Below are 19,720 nucleotides of genomic sequence, written 5' to 3' on the forward strand. Positions count from 1 at the left end.
TCCGGGACACTGAAGGCTGGTTGAGCTACTCGCTCTTCCGCGCCTGCAACTCGGCTTCCCATCCGAACACCGAGCGGCCATCGAGCGCCGGCGATGCCGCGCGTTCACCGGCAATGAAGGCATCGAGCGATGGCCCTTTGGCCGAACGTTCAAGCTGCCGAGACTGGTCGTCGAGACGCCTCAACGCCTGCATCTCCTCGTCGCGCCCAAGCTTTGCGTTCTGTACCGCCGACTTCAGCACGCGGATGGTTTCGTCATAGACCTTGATCGGCACCGGATAGGGATGTCGGTCCTTGCCGCCATGCGCCAGCGAGAAGCGGGCTGGATCGGTGAACCGGTACGGCGCCCCATGGACGACCTCGGCGACCATGGCGAGCGAACGCACCGTGCGCAGCCCGACGCCGGGCGTCAGCAGCAATTCCGGAAAATCGACCGGCCCCCGCTCGGCCGCCGCGGCCAGCGTGCCATGGAGGCGGCGGCTGAACACGTCGCTCGACCTGACATCATGATGTGCGGGCATCACGAGATGCGGCAGCATCGCCTGCGCCGGGGCCTTGCCCTCCATGGCGGCAAGTTCGCTGACGATGCGATCCGGCCCCAGCTCGCTCAACAGTTCGAGCTGTGCGGCGCGTGAGCGCTCGGCACGATGATCGGTGAGATTGACGATCTGGCCCTGCGCCGGGCCGTCGATGGCGCTGTGCGGCTCGTCGACGAAACTTTCGAGCTGCTCGGAATGCCAATGGTAGCGCCGCGCCTGCCGCTTGTCGCCATTCATGCCCTGTTGCACGACGGTCCACTTGCCGTCATCGGTGACGAAGAAGCCGTGCAGATAGAGATCAAAGCCATCCTGCACCGCGGCACTGTCGACCTTGGCGACGAGGCGGCTGGCGCGGATCAATGGCGCGCTGTCGAAGCCGAGATGCTCGCCAAGCAGCCGAAGCTCATCCGGCGTCTTCCGCGAGTGCTGCCCGCGGCCGCCGCAGACGCGGATGCCGAGCTCATGCTCCATCGGTTTAAGGCCGCGCTTCAGCGCACCGATCACGCTGGTGGTGATCCCCGAGGAATGCCAGTCCATCCCCATCACGGCGCCGAACGACTGGAACCAGAAAGGATGCGATAGTCGCCGCAAGAATTCATCGCGGCCGTAATGATGCACGATCGCTTGCGTGATGATGGCGCCGAGCGAGGACATGCGCGTCGCCAGCCACGGCGGTACGCGGCCGCCATGAAGGGGCAGATCGGCACTGCCGCTACGTCTTGCCATCGGTTCCCAGCGATTCTGAACGGCAGTCTAGCAGAGCCAAGGGCGCGCGCCGCCAGGCCTTTCTGTCGGCCATCGTACGGAAAGTGATCGAATGGCGCGGCGCCTCAACGGCGGGAATGCTGTGCTCCCAGACGCGGCGCGATTCACCCGACATCATGTAGAGCGAGCGCGGCGCGGCCTCAAGCGTATAGCGCTGCCATTTTTCGCCGACTGCGCGGCGAAAGCGGAACTTGCACGGTGATCCCAGCGAGAGGCCGAAGATGCGGTCGAAATGCGGCTTATCGCGGTGCCAGCCGATGCCAACGCCGACGTCGTATTCGGTGCAGAGCACTTGCGCGATTTGCGTCGACGGCCCGCCAAAGACTTCGACCTTCTCGATCAGCGGCAGCAGCCAGGCGGGAATCGGTTCGGCCGGCTGCAGCTTCTGTAGGCTGTAATCGTAGCGGAACCCGAAGGAAGCGACGCGGCGCTTGCCTTCGAACGCGCCGAACTGGAAAGGCTGCAGTGGCAATGCCGAGACCCGTCCAATAAGCTCGCGCTCGAGCGCCGGCGTGATGAACTCCGGGGCGTAGCGCAGTCCCTCCGGCGAGGCTTTCTCCTGCGGAAAAAGCGCGAACTGCTCGGTCAAGCTGATGTCCTCGGCAATGTCGGCGTCCACCCAATATGGGGATCGGTCCGCACAAATAAAGATGCGCCCTCAACTGGTTAAAGCCGCACGCGAGGTCGCTTCGTTGCATGTTTTTCCTGCCATCGTGAGGAACTTTGCCGGTTTGCAAAAATTGTCGGTTCGACATGGCGGCGGGACATTTGGAGGAGGAAACCATGCACGGACTTATCTATCTGGTCGGCCTGATCGTCGTTATTCTGGCGGTTCTGTCGTTCTTCGGCCTTCGCTAGGGCAATGGAGAAATCGATGGAAAACATCACGCCGGCGGCGCGCAGTGATGTCGCGTCGCGTTTCCTGCAGTGGTCGCCGATCGTGCTCGGCGCGTTCGCGGCCACCGCGCTGTCTTCGGTGCTGCTGACATTCGCGGTGACGATCGGCCTTGGCGTGACCTCGACCGCGCCGACATGGCGCGACGCGTCCGCGGCGCTGGCGATTCTATCGGGCCTTTATCTGATCATCCAGGCGGTGCTGTCGTTCGGCCTTGGCGGTTACATCGCCGGACATGCCCGTACCTCGACCGGCCCGGCTGCCGTAGCGGAAACAGAGCATGTTGACGGCGCCCATGGCCTCGGTAGCTGGGCGCTCGCTGTGGTGATGGGCGCCATCCTCGCGGCGCTGATCGGCGCGGCGACAGTCAACCGGACGGCCTCGATGCGCGGTCCTGCGCAGGCCAGCGCGGCCGAGCCGCTACTGAGCTACGAGCTGGACCGGCTGTTTCGCGCCGGCCGCCGCGCGCCCAATGTTGACCTCAGCGCCGAGCGCGCCGAGGCGGGCCGCATCCTGCTCACCACCTCGAGCCATAGCGGCCTGAGCGCTGACGATCGCACCTATCTGATTCAGCAGGTTGCTGCGCTCACGGGCCTTTCGGCAGGCGATGCCGAGAAGCGCGTCGACAGCGTTGCTGGCGCCGCCAAGACCGCAATTGCGCGCTCGCGGCGCAGCAGCATTATTCTGGCGTTCTCGGTTGCGACCGCCATTCTGCTTGGCGCCGTGGCCGCCTGGGCCGCCGCCGTCGCCGGCGGCCGTCATCGCGACGGCGCCGCCTTGCCGGAATGGATGGTGCGATCGAACGCGATCGCAAGGCGGCACGAGGCGGTGTACCGGTAGCGGCATTCTTCTCCCTGTCCCCGCGAAAGGGCGGGGAGGGGGAGGAGCAACCACTTCGCCTTCAGGAACTCACCGACTTCTGGCAGCACGAACTCGTTGTCGTAGGGCCTTCGCCCTGGGCGAAGGCGGCGCCGGCCGGAAAGACTGACGCGACAGAGCAGAGCAACGACACGCGCATGGCGGATCTCCTGTGGATGACGATGCGTCTGTCTGGCGGAGCGGCTGTTACAATCACCTGACAGTTCCGTGAACAACCGGTGACGCCGTTGGATAAGGCGGCGTTATGCCGTCGGCGCACCGGCCGGCCGCATGGTCTGCGGCAGCAGGAACGGCACGCCCTGGTCAGTGTAGTCGATATCGACATCGACCTCGAATATCCGGCGGATGGTATCGGCCGTGATGGCCTCGCTGCAGCCGCCATCGACTGCGAGCCGGCCGCGATGCAGCAGCACGATGCGGCTCGCAAAGCGCATCGCGAGATTGAGATCGTGCAGCACCGCGATGACAGCCGTGCCGTTCCGCGCGCGCCGCCTGGCAATTTCGACGAGGTCAATCTGGTGGCGCATGTCGAGGCTGGAGGTCGGCTCGTCCAGCAAGAGGAGGCCCGGGCCATGCTGCGCCTCGCCGCAGGCGAGCTGCACCAGCACACGGGCGAAATGGGCGCGTTGCTGTTCGCCGCCCGAGAGCGTCGGCAATTGCCGGGCGCCCAAATGCGCCAATCCAACCTCGTCGAGCGCCGTATCGACCAGGCGCTGCGCGGCGGCGCGGCCGGCATCGCCGGCGCCCATATGGACGATCTCTTCGACCGCGAATGGGAAGGTGACGCTGACATGCTGCGACAGCATCGCGCGGTGATGGGCGAGGAGCCGCGCCGGATAGAGGCGGATGTCGCGCTGCTTCAGCGCGACGCGGCCCTTGGTCGGACGGATGTCGCCGGACAGCATGCGCAGCAGCGTCGACTTGCCGGCGCCATTGGGGCCGACGATGGCGATCATCTCGCCGGCCTGGACGCGCAGGTCGATGCCATCGACCAGCGTGGCGCCGCCGACGGCCATCGAGAGCGATTGCGCGTCGAGCATGGCGGTCATAGCGACACCAGGGTGCGCTGCCGCAGCAGTATGAAGAGAAAGAACGGTGCGCCGACCGCGGCCGTCAAAATACCGATCGGTATTTCCGCCGGCGCCACGATGGTGCGGGCCAACGTATCGGCGCCCGTCATCAGCACTGCGCCAAACAGCATGGACGCCGGCAGCAGCAGCCGGTGAGCCGGTCCGATGACCAGGCGCAGCAGATGCGGCACCACGATGCCGACGAAGCCGACGACGCCGCAGACCGAGACGGCCACGCCCGTCATCGCCGACACCAGCACGATCGAAATCCGCTTCAGCCGTTCGACATCGACGCCGCTGTGAAACGCTTCGGCTTCGCCGAGCACCAGGACATCGAGCCCGCGCGCGATCGAGAGGCAGGCGATTGCGGCCAGCGCCAGCACCGGCGCCAGCGCGGCGAGCTTGGGCCAGGTCGCGCCGCTGAGCGAGCCGAGCATCCAGAACGTGATATCGCGGAGCTGGCGATCGTCGGCGATGAATACAAGCAGCCCGATGCCGGCACCAGCAATGGCCGCGATGGCAATGCCGGCCAGCAGGAAAATCGCGATCGACGTCCGGCCCGAACGGCTTGCGATCGAATAGAGGATGATGGTTGTCGCCAGCGACCCGACGAAGGCGGCGAGCGGCAGTAACTGATGCTGCATGAACTGCAGGCTTTGGCCGAACCGGCTATCGGTAAACACAATCGCCGCGGCGGCGGCGAATGCACCGCCGGAGGACACGCCGACCAGGGCGGGGTCGGCGAGCGGATTGCGAAACAGCCCCTGCATGATCGCGCCGGATGCGGCGAGCAGGGCGCCGACCATCGCAGCGGCCGCAATCCGCGGAATGCGAATCGACCACAATACGAGCTGGTCGCGTGCGAGCGTTGGCGCCGGCGAGGCGTCCGCCCACAGGCCGAGCGCTGCGGGCAACCGTGCGAGCGGGATTCCGGCCGCGCCCAATGTGAGGGCGATCAGCACGGTGCCGGCAAGCGCGATCAGCAGGCAGATCAGCGTCAATGAGGCCGCCGGACGGAACGCATAGCCGCTCGGCCGCTTCGGCCCGGCGCCGGTCAGGACCGTCATGTTCGGCAATTGGCCGTCAATGCCGACGGCGTGAACTTCTCTGCCTGCGGCGCCAGCGCCGGGTAAAGCTTGATCGAAAGATCGCGCGCCGCGGCGGCCGTACGCGGCCCGAAGCCGAGCAGATAGAGGCCTTCCATCGAAATGAAGGCCTTGTTGGCCGCGACCGGCGTCAGCGCGAAGGCCGGATGACCGTAGACGGCTTCCGCATCCACCGAATCCTTGCCGCGCTGGATCGAAAGCACCACGTCGGGCTTGGCCGCGATGATCGCCTCGTCGTTGATGATCTTGTAGCCGTCATAGCCGTCGATGGCGTTGACGCCGCCGGCGAGGGCGATGATCTCGTTGGCGGCCGTCTTCTGGCCCGCAGCCATGGTGCGGCCGTTGAGCAGCGACATCACGAACATGACGCGGACCGGCTTCGTCACCTTGGCCCTGAGCTCGCGCAGTTGCGCCAGATCGTCGGTGACCGCTGCCGTCAGGCATTCGGCGCGCTTGTCCGCGCCCATGGCGTGGCCGACCAGCCTGATCTTCTCGACCAGGCCGGCTTCGGAGAAGGTTTCGGGCACCAGCACCAGCGGCACCTTGGCCGATTCCAGCACGTCCATGGTTTCCTTCGGTCCGGAGCCCTGCACCGCGAGCACCAGCGAGGGATTGAGCCCGAGCACGCCCTCGGCCGAAAGCTGGCGCATGTAGCCGACATTCGGCTTGTCGCGTAGCGCCGCGGCCGGGAAGAGGCTGGTCGAGTCGACGCCGGCGAGGCGGTCCTCGAACCCCAGCGCATAGAGAATTTCGGTGATCGCGCCGCCGATCGAAACGATCCGCGCCGGATCGCTGATGATGACATCGCGGTTGCGCGCGTCATGCACCGTGATGCCCTCACCGAGCGCCGCGCCGCCGAGCAGGAAACTGGCGGTGGTCGTCCATGCGAGCGTGCGACAAATTGTCATGGAAGGTTCACCTGATCGGTCACTTGGTCAGGATCAGCTTGTTCTGCGACGTCAGCCGCAGGCGATAATTGTCCTCGCCATGCGCGATGATGATCTCGCGCTCGGTCGCGAACAGTTCGCGGCTGTCGACCCGGTTGCCGCTGATCGCAAGCGATCTCGTGGTGGAAGCGGGGCCGGCTTGTGTCCGGGCGTTGTCTCCAGATGTCGCGGACATGTCGTCTGTGGCGCCCCGAAAATTCTAAGTGATGCCCCATGTTTGTACAGTTGCGATGTGCTGCAATCCAACTGTGGCAATTTACAATTGATATAAACTGCCGGATGCGGTTCTTGACCACCCGGAACCCGCCACGTAACCAAGCATGAAACGATGCCGGCAAAAGGCCCGCATCGAGAAAGTGGTAGCCAGCAAGCAGCTCGCAAGTTACGCGCAGCGCCCGCCAGCCAAACCCAAGAGCAGATATCGGGGTCGGGGTTTTATGGCTGACGGGGCTAGGATGTCGCGCGCCCTCTTGTTGGGCGCGTCGGTGTTTTCAATTGCGTTGCTGGGCGGGGAAGCCGGCAATGCGCAGACGGCGGATACGCAGGCCGCGAGCGGCGCGTCCGAGCGCCAGAAGCAGTCGCGGCGCCAATCGGCAAAGCCGCCGCAGGATCGAGAGGCGGCGGCCGTGATGAATGCGCGGGCGCAGATTGGAGCCGCGCCGGCGCAATCGCTGGATACTCTCACAGTCGTGACGTCGAAGACCGAGGAGCGCGCCATCGAAGCGCTGGCCCCGGTCAGCGTGGTGACGCTCGAACAGATCCAGGGCCTGCAGCCGAACCGGCTGTCGGATGTCTTCTATAATGTGCCGGGCGTATCGTTCCAGGAGCGTGGCGACGATCCCTCGACAGTCATCAACATTCGCGGCCTGCAGGATTTCGGCCGCGTCGCTGTTGTCGTCGACGGCGCACGGCAGAACTACCAGCGCAGCGGGCACAACGCCAACGGCTCGTTCTTCCTCGATCCCGAGCTGGTCGGCGGCGTCGACGTGGTTCGCGGTCCGACCGCCAATATCTACGGCTCCGGTGCGATCGGCGGCGTGGTCTCGTTCCGCACCAAGGACATCGACGACGTCGTGCGTCCGGGAGAGCGCTGGGGCGTCGACATGACCGGCTCCGGCGGCACCAACAATGCGCGCGGCATGGGCTCGATCTTCGGCGGCGTGCGCGCCACACCCAATGTCGATGTGTTCGGTGGCGCGGTCTACCGCACGCAGGGCAATTACAAGGACGGCAACGGCACCGAGATCGGCAACACCGGCAACGAGATCGCCGCCGGCCTGATGAAGGTCACCGTTCGTCCTGCAGAAGGCCACGAGATCAAGCTCGGCGGTATCTTCCAGGACTATCAGTACAATATCGGCCAGTTCAATCGCGGGCCGACGACGACCTCGGCGCCTCCGGCGGCCATCGCGGGCTCCTCGGTCTATGCATCGGATGCCAAGAACTACACGGGAACGCTGACCTGGAAGTACGCCAGGCCCGATGACAATCTGTGGGATTGGAATCTGTCGCTCTACGGCAACCGGACCGACAACGATCAGGTCAAGACCTATAACAACCGCATCACCACCGGCGGTGGTACATGTACGCTGGCTAATCCGGGCAACAACATTTCGGGTTGCGTTGGCGACAGGCGCGGCTATTTGCTCGATACGCTGGGCATCGACGTCAACAACACGACGCGGTTCAATGTCGGCGACTGGCGCAACGCGGTGACGCTCGGCCTCGACGCCTTCCAGGACGACGTGTCGACCTTCGATAGCCGTGGCAATTCCAACGTCACCACGCCCGGCGGCCTGCGCACCGTTTCAGGCGGGTTCGCGCAGTTGAAGCAGAATTACTCGACCTGGTTCGAAGCCGTCAGCGCGATCCGTTACGACCGCTACGATCTTCATTCGCCGTTTGTTTCGACCGGCGGTGGCGGCGACCGGTTCTCGCCGAAGTTCACGGTCGGCGTAACGCCGGTCCCCGGCTTCACGCCGTACGCCAGCTATGCCGAAGGTTATCGTGCGCCCGCGATTACCGAAACGTTGATCGCCGGCGCGCACGCCACCGGCGGCGGGCCTCCGCTGTTCCCGTGCCCGGACGGCACGGCCGGCCTGTTCTGTTTCCTGCCCAACCCGAACCTGAGGCCGGAGGTCGGCAAGAACAAGGAAGTCGGTGTTAATCTGAAGTACAATGACGTGTTCGCGGCTGGCGACAGCTTCCGCGGCAAGTTCAATGTCTTCCGCAATGACGTCGATGGCTATATCGACCTCGTCGCTTCGACGCCGCGCTCAGCCATCCTGGTCCCGGTCCCCGGCCTGTTCAGCCAATTCTTCCGGTACCAGAATATCGCGCATGCGCGGATCGAAGGTTTTGAGTGGGAGACGGCGTACGACGCCGGTCTGTGGTACATTGGTTTCTCCGGCCACCTGATGCAGGGCAAGAACGTCGACACCAATGTCGGACTGGCGACCATCACGCCGCGCAAGATCACGACGACCGGCGGTGTTCGTCTGCTCGACCGCAGGCTGATCCTGGCGGCGCAGTGGTCTTCGTTCGGCGCCAACAACGACGTGCCGGTGAACTATCTGCCTGCCACCGGCTATGAACTGGTCAACCTCTATTTGACCTGGAATGCGACCAAGGATGTTGTTTTCTCGGCCTCAATCGACAATCTCTTGAACCAATACTACCGGCCCTATGCGATCCCTGGCAGTTCCTCCGACGGCACCTCGCAGAATGACGTGTTGTGGTCGAGCCCCGGTCCGGGCAGGGTCTACAAGGCCGGCTTGAAGATTCACTTTGGCGGAGCGTAGTTCGACGAGCTGACAAACCATCGAAGTTGCACCGGGCCGTGCTGATGCTCCAGCGCGGTTTCGGTGCATTCATGTTCCCAATCAAAAACGGTACGCCAGGCGCACCTAGCAACCTCAGCTAAGGAGATTTCAAATGTTTATCGCGATGAACCGGTTCCAGGTAAAGATTGGCGCTGAAGCGGCCTTCGAGAATGTCTGGCGCTCGCGCGAGTCCTATCTCAGCAACATGGCCGGCTTTCTCGAATTTCACCTGCTCAAGGGGCCGGTCGCCGAGGATCACACGCTGTATTCATCGCACACCGTTTGGGTCGACAAGGCCGCGTTCGAAGCGTGGACCAGATCGGAAGAATTCCGCCGCGCGCATGCCCGCGCCGACAACAAGACCGGCGAGAGCCTCTACCTCGGCCATCCCAAGTTCGAAGGTTTTGAAGTGATCCTGAGCGAGCGCAAGTCCAGCGCCGCCGCCTGACGGGGAGGGTGCGATGTTGAGCACGGACGCTGCCGACCTCAAGGCATATATGGCGGAGAACCCCGGCGCCATCATCGAGGACGTCGCGCGGGAGCGGAAAGTCACGCCGCGTGCGGTGCTGGAGGCGCTGCCCGAACCGATGGTGCGCCTTGGCCCTGGCAGCGAGTTCGCTGCTGCGATGAACGACATCGCGCAATGGGGCGAGGTGACGCTAATCGTCCACACCGACGATGCGATCTTCGAGTTCACCGGCAGCGTGCCGGCGGGCGAAGTCGGCCGCGGTTACTTCAACCTGATGCAGCCGAAGGGATTGCACGGCCACCTTCGCCATGAGCGTTGCGCGGCGATCGCCTTCGTCGAGCGGCCCTTCATGGGCAAGTCGTCGGCTTTCATCGCGTTCGTCAATGTCGACGGCGGCATCATGTTGGTGTTCGTTGGACGCGACGAGACGCGCGCGCTGCGCGGCGATCAGCTGCAGCGCTTTCATGCGCTTGGCGAGAGGATCGGAGCCGCCCGCGCGGCGTAACCGGTCCCGTATTGTCAGCCCGGGAGACGATCATGCGGCGGGAAACGCGCGATGTTAATATCCGTTGGTGTGGCGCAATTAGCTTTGCCGCATTGCCGGAGGCGGCGCTCGCCGCTCCTGACGTCGCGCTGCTGCCGCGCAATCTGTCGCCCTGGAACATGTTCGTGAATGCCGACATGGTGGTGCAGGCAGTGATGGTAGGCTTGGCCTTCGCCTCGTTGGTGACGTGGACGATCTGGCTCGCCAAAACCATCGAAATCCGCCGCGAGACAACCATGGCAAAGCGGCGCCTCGGCATGCTGGAAACCGATACGGGGCTGGCCAAGGCCGAGCAGGAGACCCGTGGCGGCAATGACGCGGTGGCGCAGATCGTCCAGTCCGCCGCGCATGAGGCCAGCCTGTCCGGCGGTCACTTCGACGACGGCCTGAAAGAACGTGTGGCCCTGCGGCTGGAGCGGGTGGAAGCGGCGATGTCGCGGCAGATCGCCCGCGGCACCGGTGCACTGGCGACGATCGGCGCCACCGCGCCGTTTGTCGGCCTGTTCGGCACGGTCTGGGGCATCATGAACGCGTTCATCGGCATTTCCGAAGCCAAGACCACCAACCTTGCCGTGGTCGCGCCCGGCATTGCCGAGGCGTTGCTGGCAACCGCGCTCGGCCTCGTCGCGGCGATCCCCGCGGTCGTGATCTACAACCATCTGACCCGCACCATCGCGGGCCATCGCGCGCTGCTCGGCGACGCTTCAGCGCTGGTGCTGCTGCTGATCAGCCGTGAGGGCGACCGCGGCGTGTTCCGGCTCTCTCGCGCTGCGGAGTGAAGCCATGGGCGTGAAGCTCGGGCAATCGATCGGCGGACGATCGCGCAGCGGCGGCGACGACCTTGTCGAGGCGCATGAGATCAATGTCACGCCGTTCATCGACGTGATGCTGGTGCTCCTGATCATCTTCATGGTCGCCGCCCCGCTCGCCACCGTCGATCTCGGCGTCGATCTGCCGGCGAGCGCGGTCGAGCCGTCACCACGGCCGGACCAGCCGGTATTCGTCACGGTAAAGCCGGATCTGTCGGTCGCGGTCGGCGACGATGTGATCGCGCGCGACGCGCTGACCACGACCCTCGATGCCGCCACGCGTGGCAAGAAGGAGGAGCGCATCTTTCTGCGCGCCGACAAGGCGGTGAGCTATGGCGATCTCATGGAGGTAATGAACTTGCTACGTAACGCCGGCTACCTGAAGATTGCGCTTGTCGGCCTCGACGGCCGAAGCTGACACCATGAACGCGTTCGCGCTCCACGACGTTCCCGACCAAGCCGCCGTCCGGCGCTGGGGTGCGTCGGCGCTTGCGATTGTCGCTGCGCATGCTGCGCTGATCGCCCTGACCATCAACTGGACGACGCAGCGGCCGATGCCCGGCGCCTCGATGCCGGCGATCATGGTCGATATGGCGCCGGTCTCGGCCGCGCCGCAGCCCACGCAGATGGATCTGGCGCCGGGGCCTGTGATGCAGCAGGCCGATGCCTCGCGGCCGCTTGAGACCGCACAGCAGGAGGTCGTGCAGGAACAGATCGCGCCGACCCCGCCGCAGGAAAAGCCTGACGTCGTCGCGCCGCCGGAGCAGAAGAACGAGCCGACGCCGCCGAAGCCGGAGCCGGCCAAGGTCGAGCCGGAGAAAAGGCCGTCGCCGGTGAAGCCGAAGGTGGTTCGTGCGGAGGCGAAGAAGCCGACCGACGCGCCGCCTGCGCCGCGCACGACGGCCTCGCCAAAGGCCGAGCACCAGGCCCCGGCCGAGTCCGCCGCCGGCGCATCTGCTGCGGCGCTGGCTTCCTACCGGCAGATGATCGCCGCCCATCTGCAGCGCTTCAAGCAGTATCCGCCCACCGCCAAGGCGGCGGGCCAGCAGGGTACCGCGCGGGTGAGCTTTACGCTGAACCGGAGCGGCGGCCTGACCTCGGTCAGCCTCGGCGCCTCGTCCGGGCATGCCGCGCTGGACGCCGAGACGCTCTCGATGGTGCGCCGTGCCCAGCCGTTTCCTGCTTTCCCTGCCGATGTGAAGCAGTCGTCGATGCCATTTAGCGCGCCGGTGGCGTTTTATATCAGGTAGCTCTTCAACCTTGCTCCGCTTGCGGAGAGAGGTCGAATTGCGCAGCAATTCGGGTGAGGGGGACTCTCCGCGCACTTACCTCTATCGAATTTGCGGAGACAGCCCCTCACCCCGACCCTCTCCCCGTGCTCTTACTCCTTCACTGCGCCGGTCAGCGACGAGACGTAGTAATCCACGAACAGCGAGTAGAACAGCGCGACCGGTAGCGAGCCGAGCAGGGAGCCTGCCATCAGCGCGCCCCACTGGTAGACGTCGCCGGTGACGAGTTCGGTCAGGATCGCGACCGGCACGGTCTTGTTAGCGCCGCTCTGGATGAAGGCGAGCGCGTAGATGAACTCGTTCCATGACAGGGTGAACGAGAAGATGCCGGCCGAGATCAGGCCGGGCACGGCGAGCGGCAGCGTGATCCGCCGCAGGATCTGCAGCCTTGTAGCGCCGTCGACCAGCGCGCATTCCTCCAGCTCATAGGGGATCGACTTGAAATAGCCGATCAGGAGCCAGGTGCAGAACGGTACCAGGAAGGTCGGATAGACCAGGATCAGCGCCATCGGCGAATCGAACAGACCGAACTGCACGATTACGGTCGCCAGCGGAATGAACAGGATCGACGGCGGCACCAGATAGGCGAGGTAGATGCCGAGCCCGACATAGGGGCTGCCGCGGAAGCGCAGGCGCTCGATCGCGTAGGCCGCGAGCGTCGAGGCGAACAGCGACAGGAAGGTCGATCCGATCGCCACAAACATCGTGGTCTTCAGCCAGGTCGGATAGGCCGTGTTGAACAGCAGGTGCTTGATGTGCGCCAGTGTCGGCGAGGTGATCCAGAACGGGTTGTGCTCCTTGTAGTTCAGAAGCTCCGCGTTCGGTTTGAACGAGGTGATCGCCATCCAGTAAAACGGAAACAGCAGGATCAGCACGAAACAGGACAGCGGCAAATAGATCATCATCATGCGCCGCGCGCGGGAATCCCACGACATGGTGTCGGGCGTGGCGCTGGCAACATTGCTGTTGCCGGGTGAGGCGGCGACGTCAGTCATTGGCTTCCCCCTGCTGCCATTTGCGGCGCGCAAGGCCGAAGTAGCTGAACAACGTTGCGAACACCAGGAAAGGGATCATCGATACTGCGATCGCCGCGCCTTCGCCGAGCTCGCCGCCGGCGATGCCGCGCTGGAAGGCGAGCGTTGCCAGCAAATGCGTGGAGTTGACCGGCCCGCCGCGGGTGATGGCGTAGACGAGCTGGAAGTCGGTAAAGGTGAAGATGATCGAGAACGTCATGACGATAGCGAGGATCGGCATCATCATCGGCAAGGTGATGTAGCGGAAGCGCTGCCAGGCGGTGGCGCCGTCCAGCATCGCCGCCTCATAGAGCGAGGGCGAGATGGTCTGCAGGCCCGCCAGCAGCGAGATCGCGACAAAGGGAATGCCGCGCCAGATGTTGGCGGCGATCAGCGAGAAGCGCGCCGGCCAGGGCGTGCCGAGGAAGTCGATGTTGGTGGGACGCACGCCCAGCACGTCGACCAGGAGATAGGAGATGATCGAGAACTGCGGATCATAGATCCACCAGAACGCCAGCGCCGACAGCACCGTCGGCACGATCCACGGCAACAGCACGATGGCACGCAAGAGGCTCTTGAACGGAAAATGATTGTTGAGCAGGAGCGCCAGCCAGAAGCCGAGCGCGAATTTCCCGATTGTCGCGATTCCCGTGTAGAAGATGCTGTAGAATACCGCGTTCCACCACAAGGGATCCTTGAGCAGGTACTGGAAGTTCTCCAGGCCAATGTAGATGCCGCGCTGGCCGATCGTGGTGTCGGTGAAGGCAAGCCAGACGCCGAGGCCGAGCGGGTAGGTGAGGAATACCGTGAGCAGCCCGATCGCGGGCGCCAGGCACATCACGATCAGGAATGGCTTGTAGTCGAAGAGGCGCGCGATCCAGCCGGGTTGCCGGAGGGCCATTTCTCGGGCGGGTAGTGTAGTTACAGACATCAGATCCTTTTCCCGGTCTGATTTTCAACGTAATTCTGGGGCGATGCGCAGCATCGAACTATGGTGCGATTGCGCACCTGAGAATCTTGAGATTTCCCGGTGCGCAACTTGCGCACCTGAGGTCTGGCGCTGGCGCGCCATCCCGGAATAACGGAATTCAACGCCGGCAATGACGTTCTACCGTCCCTGCCGCCGGAAATACCGCTTGCAGCGCTGCTCGGCTTCCGCGGCGGCGGCCTCCGGCGTCTGCGTACCGGTCGCCACCGCAGCGCACATCTGGATCAGCACGTAGTCGGCGCTGACCGCGCCGGTGGCGGTCGAGATCGGGCCCTTGTAGCCGTCGTAATAGGTGCTGAGCATCGTATCCTTGAAGATCTTGACCTTGGGATCGCTGGACCAGACGGCGGCTTCGGCATAGGCGGCGAGCGGCTGCGACCAGTAGCCGGAGTTGGCGTTGAGCCACGGCTCATACTGTTCCTTTTCCAGCATGAACTGCAGGAAGGCCTTTGCCGCATTGGGATACTGACTGTGCTTGAACACCATCGCGTTCAGCGTCAGGCCCGCCATCGGCGAAACCTTGGCGAGGCCCTTGGGCAGCAGCTGATGCTCGCTGTCCTCGGCGATCGCGCGGGTCGCCGGATCGTTTTTCAGCGAGAAGTACAGCGAGACGCCGTTGGCGGTCAGCGAGATTTCCTGCGAGGAATAGGCGCGGTTGTTGCTGACGTCGTTCCAGGACGGCGTGCCGGCGATGAAGGTCGGGTAGATCTCCTTGACCCATTTCAGCGCAGCGATAGTTTCCTTGCTGTTGATGACGACGTTGCCCTCCTCATCGAGCAGGGAAGCGTTGTGCGACCACAGCGCCCAGTTGGCAAAACCGTTGCCGTCGCCCCTGGCGTTGCCGAGTGCGAAGCCGGCCGGCTTTCCGGCCTTGTGCAGTTTCTGGCAGAGCTCGAGAATCCCGGCGTGGTCTTCCGGAACCTTATCGTAGCCGACCGATTGCAGCACGGATTTGCGGTAGATCAGCGGACCGGCGGAGGCGCCGAACGGCAGTCCGATCCAGGCGTCGCTCTTGTTGCGCTTGCCGTATTTCTGCGCCAGCGGCAGCCAGCCGCCATAGCGCTTGCCGACATAGTCGGCGACGTCTGTCAGCTCGATCAGCTTGTCGACATAGATGTGCGGGGCGTCGGAAAAGCCGATGATGATGTCGGGGCCGGCGCCGGAGTTCGAGGTCACCGCGGTCTGCTGGTTGATGTCCTCCCAGCCGACGAAGTCGACCTTGACCTCGACGCCGGTCTTGTCGCTGAACGCTTTTGCATTGGCGCGGAACACGTCCTCGTCGGCCTGCACGAAGCGCACCGGGCGCAGCATGCGAAGACTCGCGCCCTTCTCGATCTCAAGCTTGGGGGCGGGAACGTCGGCAGCCTTGATGGCGGACGCGGTCTGGGCCGATGCGCCGGTCGCAGCCAATGCGGCGGCGGATGCTCCCAATACCAGCGCCTCACGACGGGTGATGTCGTTCTTCATTATTTCACTCCCTAAATCGGTTCCCGGCGTTGAATCGCCGGTGAACCCTGTCGTTCGAAAACGCTTCGGCGGTATTAACTGTTCGGACCGCGGTCCATGCTGACAGGTTGCCAGCGGCGGAGCGAAGTCGTTTGCAGCACCGACGGGTTGACGCAGCTTACCGGCCACATCCCCTGCAGGACCAGTGACAATTCGTAGCCCACGCGGCGCTTGCGCGCCTCGTCAAAACGTGCCGAGGCCGACGCCACATGGGCGGTCAGCGTGACGTTTTCCATGGAGAGCAGCGGATTGTTGTGGGATGGCGGTTCCTTTTCCAGTACGTCGAGCGCGGCATGGGCGATCCAGCCCTCCTGCAGCGCCTTGATCAGCGATTCCTCGTCGACGGTGGCGCCGCGGCCGGTATTGATGAAGACGGCGGAATTTTTCATCTGACGGAAATGCTTCTCGGTGAGCATGTGATGCACCTCGGGCCGCGCCGGCGCGTGCATCGAGACGAAATCCGACTGCTGCAGCACCTCGTTCAGCGTCGCCGGAATGACGCCGTGGTCGTACATCAGCGTTTCCTGGATGAAGGGGTCATAGGCCATCATGCGTAGCCCGAACGGGGCGGCGCGCTTGGCGACCGCGCGGGCGACGCGCCCGAACGAGATGAAGCCGAGCGTCTGGCCCATCAGTCGAGGGATCTTCAACAGCGCGGGGCGGCCTTCCGACCAGCGCCCGGTGCGCACCATCTTGTCCTGCTCGACGAGGCGCCGGAAGCCCGCCAGCAGCAGCATCATGGCGTGATCGGCGACTTCCTCGATGAAGGTGTCGGGGATGTTGGTGACGGGAATGCCGCGGGCGGTGGCGGCCTTGACATCGACACTGTCGACGCCGACGCTGCCGAGCGTGATCACCTTGCAGTTTTGCAAGCTATCGATGATCGCTTTCGTGATCGGCATGCCCTTGGCGTAGATCGCGTCGGCGTTTTTCGCGGCGGCGATGAATTCGGCCTCGTTGGCCGGCGCTTCGATGATTTCGGCGCCGATCGGATCGAGCGCCTCCTTCTCGAAGTCATAGCCGCCGCCGGCGACCGTGAAGCTCGCGCCCTTCGGCGTGACCACCCTGAATTTCGGCATTTCCTGCTCTCCCGATTTGATCTTCGGTGTTGATTTCAGGCGGCGGGCGCCGCCACTTTCTTACGCAACTTCACCTTTTACGCGACCTGACGCGATCCGGCTACAATCGCCGGTTGCTTCCCGAACGTAAAGCGCCGTCTTCCGCCGGCCGTCGTAACAAAGCGCTAAAGGGTCTCACGATAATGTGCCGCAAATCAATCGGCCAATTCGCGTGCCACGCGTCCATTTTCCGGAGATCCCCGTGAAGCTCACCAACCTCAAGATCACCCCCAAGCTCGGCATTCTGGTGGGCGTGACCCTGCTCGGCCTCTGCGCCGCCGGCGTGCTTGCGGGTTATTTGATGCAGCGGGAGATGCTGAACGCGCGGATTGATCAGACCAGGGCGATCGTCGACATGGCGCGCAACATGGCGCTCGGGCTGCAGAAGCAGGTTGAGGCGGGCCAGCTGACCAAGGAAGCGGCAATTGCCGAATTCAGCAAGCGAGGCAATACGCTGACTTTCGACAACGGCTCCGGCTACGTGTTCGCCTATATGATGGATGGAATCACAGTCCTGAACTCAGATCCCAAGCAGATCGGTCAGAACCGCCTCGATGTCGAGACCAACGGCAGAAAGCTCGCGCGCGAGCTCCGCGACGGCGTCGCGGCGAAAGGGGAGGTGACCCTGACGTACGAATTCAAGAAACCCGGCAAGGAGGAACTGAGCCGCAAGATTTCCTACGCGGTCGCGGTGCCCGGCTGGAACATGTTCGTCGGCACCGGCGCCTATCTCGACGATCTCGACACCAAGATGAGGCCGATCGCCTGGGTGCTCGGGCTCGCCATTCTCGGCATCGCGCTGATTTCAGGCAGCATCGCTTGGATGATCGGCCGCAGCATTTCCAAGCCGCTCGGCCAGCTCGGCGCCCGCATGCAGGACCTCGCCGAGGGCCGGCTCGACGGCGAAATTCCCGGCATCGGCCGCGGCGACGAGATCGGCGCGATGGCCGCCACTGTCCAGATCTTCAAGGACAATGCAGTGCGCATGCGCGGGCTCGAACAGAAGGAAGCCGAGGTGCAGGCGCGCGCCGAGGCCGAACGGCGGGCGGCGATGGCAAGCATCGCCAGCGATTTCGAGCGCAGCGTCACCGGCATCGTCCGCTCGGTTTCGACCGCGGCCGCGGGCATGCAGACTACCGCGCAGTCGATGACCTCGACCGCCAGCGACGCCAGCGCGCGGGCGGCCACCGTCGGTGCGGCCTCGCAGCGGTCATCCGACAATGTCGGCACGGTGGCCTCGGCCGCGGAAGAGCTGTCGAGCTCGGTGACGGAAATTTCCCGCCAGGTGGCGCGCTCCAGCGAGATCGCCGCCAAGGCGGTCAGCGATGCCGAGCGCACCAACGCCACCGTCGGCGCGCTCTCGACCGGCGCCGAGAAGATCGGCGAAGTGGTCAAGCTGATCCATTCGATCGCGGCGCAAACCAACCTGCTGGCGCTCAACGCCACCATCGAGGCGGCGCGCGCCGGCGATTCCGGCCGCGGCTTTGCGGTCGTCGCCTCCGAAGTGAAGGCACTCGCCAACCAGACCGCGAAGGCGACCGAGGAAATCTCCGCGCAGGTCGCTGCGATGCAGTCGTCCACTAGCGAGGCAGTGGCCTCGATCGGCGGCATCACCCAGACCATCGCGCAGATGAGCGAGATCACGGTCTCGATCTCGAGCGCCGTCGAACAGCAAGGCGGCGCGACGCGCGAGATCGCCCGCAACATCCAGTCGGTGGCGGCCGGATCGAACGAGATCTCCGCCCATATCGGCGGTGTCACCACCGCGGCCGAGGCCACCGGCAAGGCGGCCACCGACGTCTTGGCCAGCGCCCGCGAGCTCGACACGCAATCCGGCATGCTGCGCAGCGCCGTGGATGAGTTTTTAGGGAAGGTACGAGTGGCTTAGCCGCAGCTGTCATGCCCCGCGAAGGCGGGGCATCCAGTACGCCGTGACGTCAATGATGAATTGCAGACAGCACGGCGTACTGGATCGTCCGCCTTCGCGGACGATGACGACCTCGCAAGCGGAAGCACAGTAGTAAGCCTGCCCTACTGCTTCTCGATCCCCGCTTCCGTGATCAGCTTTTCCCACACCTTGAGCTGTTCCTTCACGAAGGCGTCGAACTCTTCCGGCGTGCCGGAGAACGCTTCCATGCCGCGTTCGGCGAGCTGGCTCTTGATGTCGGGCCGCTCGACCACCTTGCGGATTTCCGCGTTGAGCTTGGTGACGATATCCTTGGGCATATTCGCCGGGCCGAAATAGCCCTGCCACGAGGTGATATCAAAACCCTTTACCGTGTCGTCCATGGTCGGAAGCTCCGGCAGCAGCGCCGAGCGCTTCTTGGTCGTCACCGCCAGCGCTTTCAGCGCCTTGGCGTTGACGTGCGGCAGGCCGGTCGGCACGTCGATGAACATCATGGAGACGCGGCCGGCGATCAGGTCGGTCAGCGCCGGCGGCGAGCTCTTGTAGGGAACGTGCAGGAGATCGATGCCGGCAAGCCGCGCGAAGGTCGCGCCCGCGACGATCGCCGCCGAAGAGCCGCTGGCATAGGAGTATTTGCCCGGCTCCTTCTTGGCGAGCGCGATCAGCTCGGCCACCGAGTTGGCCGGAATGTCCGGGTGGATCACCAGCATGAAGGGCAGATCGCCGGTCCGCGCGATCGGCGTGAAATCCTTCACCGGATCGTAGGTCATATTCTTGAGCAGATACGGATTGGCCGAATGCGACGTGTTGGTGGTCACGAACAGCGTGTAGCCGTCGGGCGCGGAACGCGCGACAAAGTTCGCCGCGATCGAGCCGTTGGCGCCGGCCTTGTTCTCGATCACCATGCCGGAGCCGAGCGCAATGCCGAGCTCCTTCGAGATGATGCGCGTGGTGGTGTCGGTGCCGCTGCCGGCCGCGAAGGGCAGCACCAGCGTGATGTTGCGGCTCGGATAGGGCGCCTGCGCGGCGGCGGTGGCGATCATCGCCAGCATCAGG

19 protein-coding genes are annotated in these 19,720 nt (G+C 64.4%); 8 read left to right on the forward strand and 11 right to left on the reverse strand.

The window, feature by feature from the left end; translation table 11 throughout:
* Positions 1 to 25 precede the first annotated feature (25 nt).
* Together RX331_RS06810 and RX331_RS06815 are read right to left on the reverse strand one after the other, a co-directional pair.
* The gene (locus RX331_RS06810) at positions 26 to 1,264 is read right to left on the reverse strand and encodes a DUF763 domain-containing protein (protein ID WP_317255842.1); all 1,239 of its coding nucleotides are present in this window, start codon (positions 1,262 to 1,264) and stop codon (positions 26 to 28) included.
* Positions 1,251 to 1,922 carry an alpha-ketoglutarate-dependent dioxygenase AlkB gene (locus tag RX331_RS06815; RefSeq protein ID WP_410708141.1) on the reverse strand — a complete coding sequence of 224 codons (672 nt, stop codon included), beginning with the start codon at positions 1,920 to 1,922 and terminating at the stop codon, positions 1,251 to 1,253. The genes RX331_RS06810 and RX331_RS06815 overlap by 14 nt, the downstream gene beginning before the upstream one ends.
* Before the next feature lie 255 nt (positions 1,923 to 2,177).
* Here RX331_RS06815 and RX331_RS06820 point away from each other — a divergent pair, with 255 nt between their 5' ends.
* The gene (locus RX331_RS06820; RefSeq protein ID WP_317255843.1) at positions 2,178 to 3,038 is read left to right on the forward strand and encodes a hypothetical protein; all 861 of its coding nucleotides are present in this window, start codon (positions 2,178 to 2,180) and stop codon (positions 3,036 to 3,038) included.
* Between the two features lie 281 nt (positions 3,039 to 3,319).
* Here RX331_RS06820 and RX331_RS06825 read toward each other — a convergent pair whose 3' ends face one another.
* From RX331_RS06825 to RX331_RS06840, 4 genes are read right to left on the reverse strand one after another with little or no spacing between them, the layout of a single operon-like run.
* Positions 3,320 to 4,126 carry a heme ABC transporter ATP-binding protein gene (locus tag RX331_RS06825; protein WP_317255844.1) on the reverse strand — a complete coding sequence of 269 codons (807 nt, stop codon included), beginning with the start codon at positions 4,124 to 4,126 and terminating at the stop codon, positions 3,320 to 3,322.
* On the reverse strand, positions 4,123 to 5,214 hold the full coding sequence (locus RX331_RS06830; protein WP_317255845.1) for an iron ABC transporter permease: 1,092 nt from the start codon (positions 5,212 to 5,214) through the stop codon (positions 4,123 to 4,125). The genes RX331_RS06825 and RX331_RS06830 overlap by 4 nt, the downstream gene beginning before the upstream one ends.
* Positions 5,211 to 6,161 (reverse strand): hemin ABC transporter substrate-binding protein, encoded by a 951-nt coding sequence (locus tag RX331_RS06835; RefSeq protein ID WP_317255846.1) that lies wholly within the window; start codon positions 6,159 to 6,161, stop codon positions 5,211 to 5,213. The genes RX331_RS06830 and RX331_RS06835 overlap by 4 nt, the downstream gene beginning before the upstream one ends.
* 19 nt (positions 6,162 to 6,180) lie before the next feature.
* Positions 6,181 to 6,375 carry a hemin uptake protein HemP gene (locus RX331_RS06840; RefSeq protein WP_317255847.1) on the reverse strand — a complete coding sequence of 65 codons (195 nt, stop codon included), beginning with the start codon at positions 6,373 to 6,375 and terminating at the stop codon, positions 6,181 to 6,183.
* Positions 6,376 to 6,655: 280 nt separating this feature from the next.
* On the opposite strand from RX331_RS06840, the gene RX331_RS06845 reads away from it, so the two are divergent.
* The 6 genes from RX331_RS06845 (at position 6,656) to RX331_RS06870 (ending at position 12,094) form a co-directional block, all read left to right on the forward strand.
* Positions 6,656 to 9,001 (forward strand): TonB-dependent hemoglobin/transferrin/lactoferrin family receptor, encoded by a 2,346-nt coding sequence (locus RX331_RS06845; RefSeq protein WP_317255848.1) that lies wholly within the window; start codon positions 6,656 to 6,658, stop codon positions 8,999 to 9,001.
* 133 nt (positions 9,002 to 9,134) lie between these two features.
* Positions 9,135 to 9,470, forward strand: a complete 336-nt coding sequence (locus tag RX331_RS06850; protein ID WP_317255849.1) for an antibiotic biosynthesis monooxygenase — start codon at positions 9,135 to 9,137, stop codon at positions 9,468 to 9,470.
* Positions 9,471 to 9,483: 13 nt separating this feature from the next.
* Entirely contained in the window at positions 9,484 to 9,996 is a 513-nt protein-coding gene (gene hutX, locus RX331_RS06855; protein ID WP_317255850.1) for a heme utilization cystosolic carrier protein HutX, read from the forward strand.
* Between the two features lie 32 nt (positions 9,997 to 10,028).
* The gene (gene exbB / locus RX331_RS06860; RefSeq protein ID WP_317255851.1) at positions 10,029 to 10,814 is read left to right on the forward strand and encodes a tonB-system energizer ExbB; all 786 of its coding nucleotides are present in this window, start codon (positions 10,029 to 10,031) and stop codon (positions 10,812 to 10,814) included.
* Between the two features lie 4 nt (positions 10,815 to 10,818).
* Complete coding sequence (gene exbD, locus RX331_RS06865) at positions 10,819 to 11,262, forward strand: TonB system transport protein ExbD (protein WP_317255852.1); 444 nt, start codon at positions 10,819 to 10,821, stop codon at positions 11,260 to 11,262.
* Positions 11,237 to 12,094, forward strand: coding sequence for an energy transducer TonB (locus RX331_RS06870; RefSeq protein WP_317255853.1), 858 nt, complete (start codon positions 11,237 to 11,239; stop codon positions 12,092 to 12,094). Before exbD ends, RX331_RS06870 begins: the two co-directional genes overlap by 26 nt.
* A 131-nt stretch (positions 12,095 to 12,225) precedes the next feature.
* Here RX331_RS06870 and RX331_RS06875 read toward each other — a convergent pair whose 3' ends face one another.
* The 4 genes from RX331_RS06875 to RX331_RS06890 form a co-directional block, all read right to left on the reverse strand.
* Positions 12,226 to 13,128: a carbohydrate ABC transporter permease gene (locus RX331_RS06875; protein ID WP_317255854.1), complete on the reverse strand. Its 903-nt coding sequence runs from the start codon at positions 13,126 to 13,128 to the stop codon at positions 12,226 to 12,228.
* Entirely contained in the window at positions 13,121 to 14,077 is a 957-nt protein-coding gene (locus RX331_RS06880) for a sugar ABC transporter permease (RefSeq protein WP_317255855.1), read from the reverse strand. Before RX331_RS06880 ends, RX331_RS06875 begins: the two co-directional genes overlap by 8 nt.
* A 177-nt stretch (positions 14,078 to 14,254) precedes the next feature.
* On the reverse strand, positions 14,255 to 15,601 hold the full coding sequence (locus tag RX331_RS06885) for an ABC transporter substrate-binding protein (protein ID WP_317255856.1): 1,347 nt from the start codon (positions 15,599 to 15,601) through the stop codon (positions 14,255 to 14,257).
* Between the two features lie 74 nt (positions 15,602 to 15,675).
* Positions 15,676 to 16,719: a C-terminal binding protein gene (locus RX331_RS06890; protein WP_317255857.1), complete on the reverse strand. Its 1,044-nt coding sequence runs from the start codon at positions 16,717 to 16,719 to the stop codon at positions 15,676 to 15,678.
* Positions 16,720 to 16,960: 241 nt separating this feature from the next.
* Between RX331_RS06890 and RX331_RS06895 the strand changes: the two genes are divergently transcribed.
* The gene (locus RX331_RS06895) at positions 16,961 to 18,646 is read left to right on the forward strand and encodes a methyl-accepting chemotaxis protein (protein ID WP_317255858.1); all 1,686 of its coding nucleotides are present in this window, start codon (positions 16,961 to 16,963) and stop codon (positions 18,644 to 18,646) included.
* A 143-nt stretch (positions 18,647 to 18,789) separates the two neighbouring features.
* Here the strand turns inward: RX331_RS06895 and RX331_RS06900 are convergent, their stop codons facing one another.
* Positions 18,790 to 19,716, reverse strand: coding sequence for a Bug family tripartite tricarboxylate transporter substrate binding protein (locus RX331_RS06900; protein ID WP_410708256.1), 927 nt, complete (start codon positions 19,714 to 19,716; stop codon positions 18,790 to 18,792).
* Positions 19,717 to 19,720 lie beyond the last annotated feature (4 nt).

Source organism: Bradyrhizobium sp. BWA-3-5, from assembly GCF_032917985.1.
Lineage (GTDB): Bacteria > Pseudomonadota > Alphaproteobacteria > Rhizobiales > Xanthobacteraceae > Bradyrhizobium.

Coding starts and splice junctions, on each gene's coding strand:
- RX331_RS06810 (WP_317255842.1), bottom strand. CDS start 1,264: ATGGCAAGACGTAGCGGCAGTGCCGATCTGCCCCTTCATGGCGGCCGC.
- RX331_RS06820 (WP_317255843.1), top strand. CDS start 2,178: ATGGAAAACATCACGCCGGCGGCGCGCAGTGATGTCGCGTCGCGTTTC.
- RX331_RS06825 (WP_317255844.1), bottom strand. CDS start 4,126: ATGACCGCCATGCTCGACGCGCAATCGCTCTCGATGGCCGTCGGCGGC.
- RX331_RS06830 (WP_317255845.1), bottom strand. CDS start 5,214: ATGACGGTCCTGACCGGCGCCGGGCCGAAGCGGCCGAGCGGCTATGCG.
- RX331_RS06835 (WP_317255846.1), bottom strand. CDS start 6,161: ATGACAATTTGTCGCACGCTCGCATGGACGACCACCGCCAGTTTCCTG.
- RX331_RS06840 (WP_317255847.1), bottom strand. CDS start 6,375: ATGTCCGCGACATCTGGAGACAACGCCCGGACACAAGCCGGCCCCGCT.
- RX331_RS06845 (WP_317255848.1), top strand. CDS start 6,656: ATGTCGCGCGCCCTCTTGTTGGGCGCGTCGGTGTTTTCAATTGCGTTG.
- RX331_RS06850 (WP_317255849.1), top strand. CDS start 9,135: ATGTTTATCGCGATGAACCGGTTCCAGGTAAAGATTGGCGCTGAAGCG.
- hutX (WP_317255850.1), top strand. CDS start 9,484: ATGTTGAGCACGGACGCTGCCGACCTCAAGGCATATATGGCGGAGAAC.
- exbB (WP_317255851.1), top strand. CDS start 10,029: ATGCGGCGGGAAACGCGCGATGTTAATATCCGTTGGTGTGGCGCAATT.
- exbD (WP_317255852.1), top strand. CDS start 10,819: ATGGGCGTGAAGCTCGGGCAATCGATCGGCGGACGATCGCGCAGCGGC.
- RX331_RS06875 (WP_317255854.1), bottom strand. CDS start 13,128: ATGACTGACGTCGCCGCCTCACCCGGCAACAGCAATGTTGCCAGCGCC.
- RX331_RS06880 (WP_317255855.1), bottom strand. CDS start 14,077: ATGTCTGTAACTACACTACCCGCCCGAGAAATGGCCCTCCGGCAACCC.
- RX331_RS06885 (WP_317255856.1), bottom strand. CDS start 15,601: ATGAAGAACGACATCACCCGTCGTGAGGCGCTGGTATTGGGAGCATCC.
- RX331_RS06890 (WP_317255857.1), bottom strand. CDS start 16,719: ATGCCGAAATTCAGGGTGGTCACGCCGAAGGGCGCGAGCTTCACGGTC.
- RX331_RS06900 (WP_410708256.1), bottom strand. CDS start 19,716: ATGCTGGCGATGATCGCCACCGCCGCCGCGCAGGCGCCCTATCCGAGC.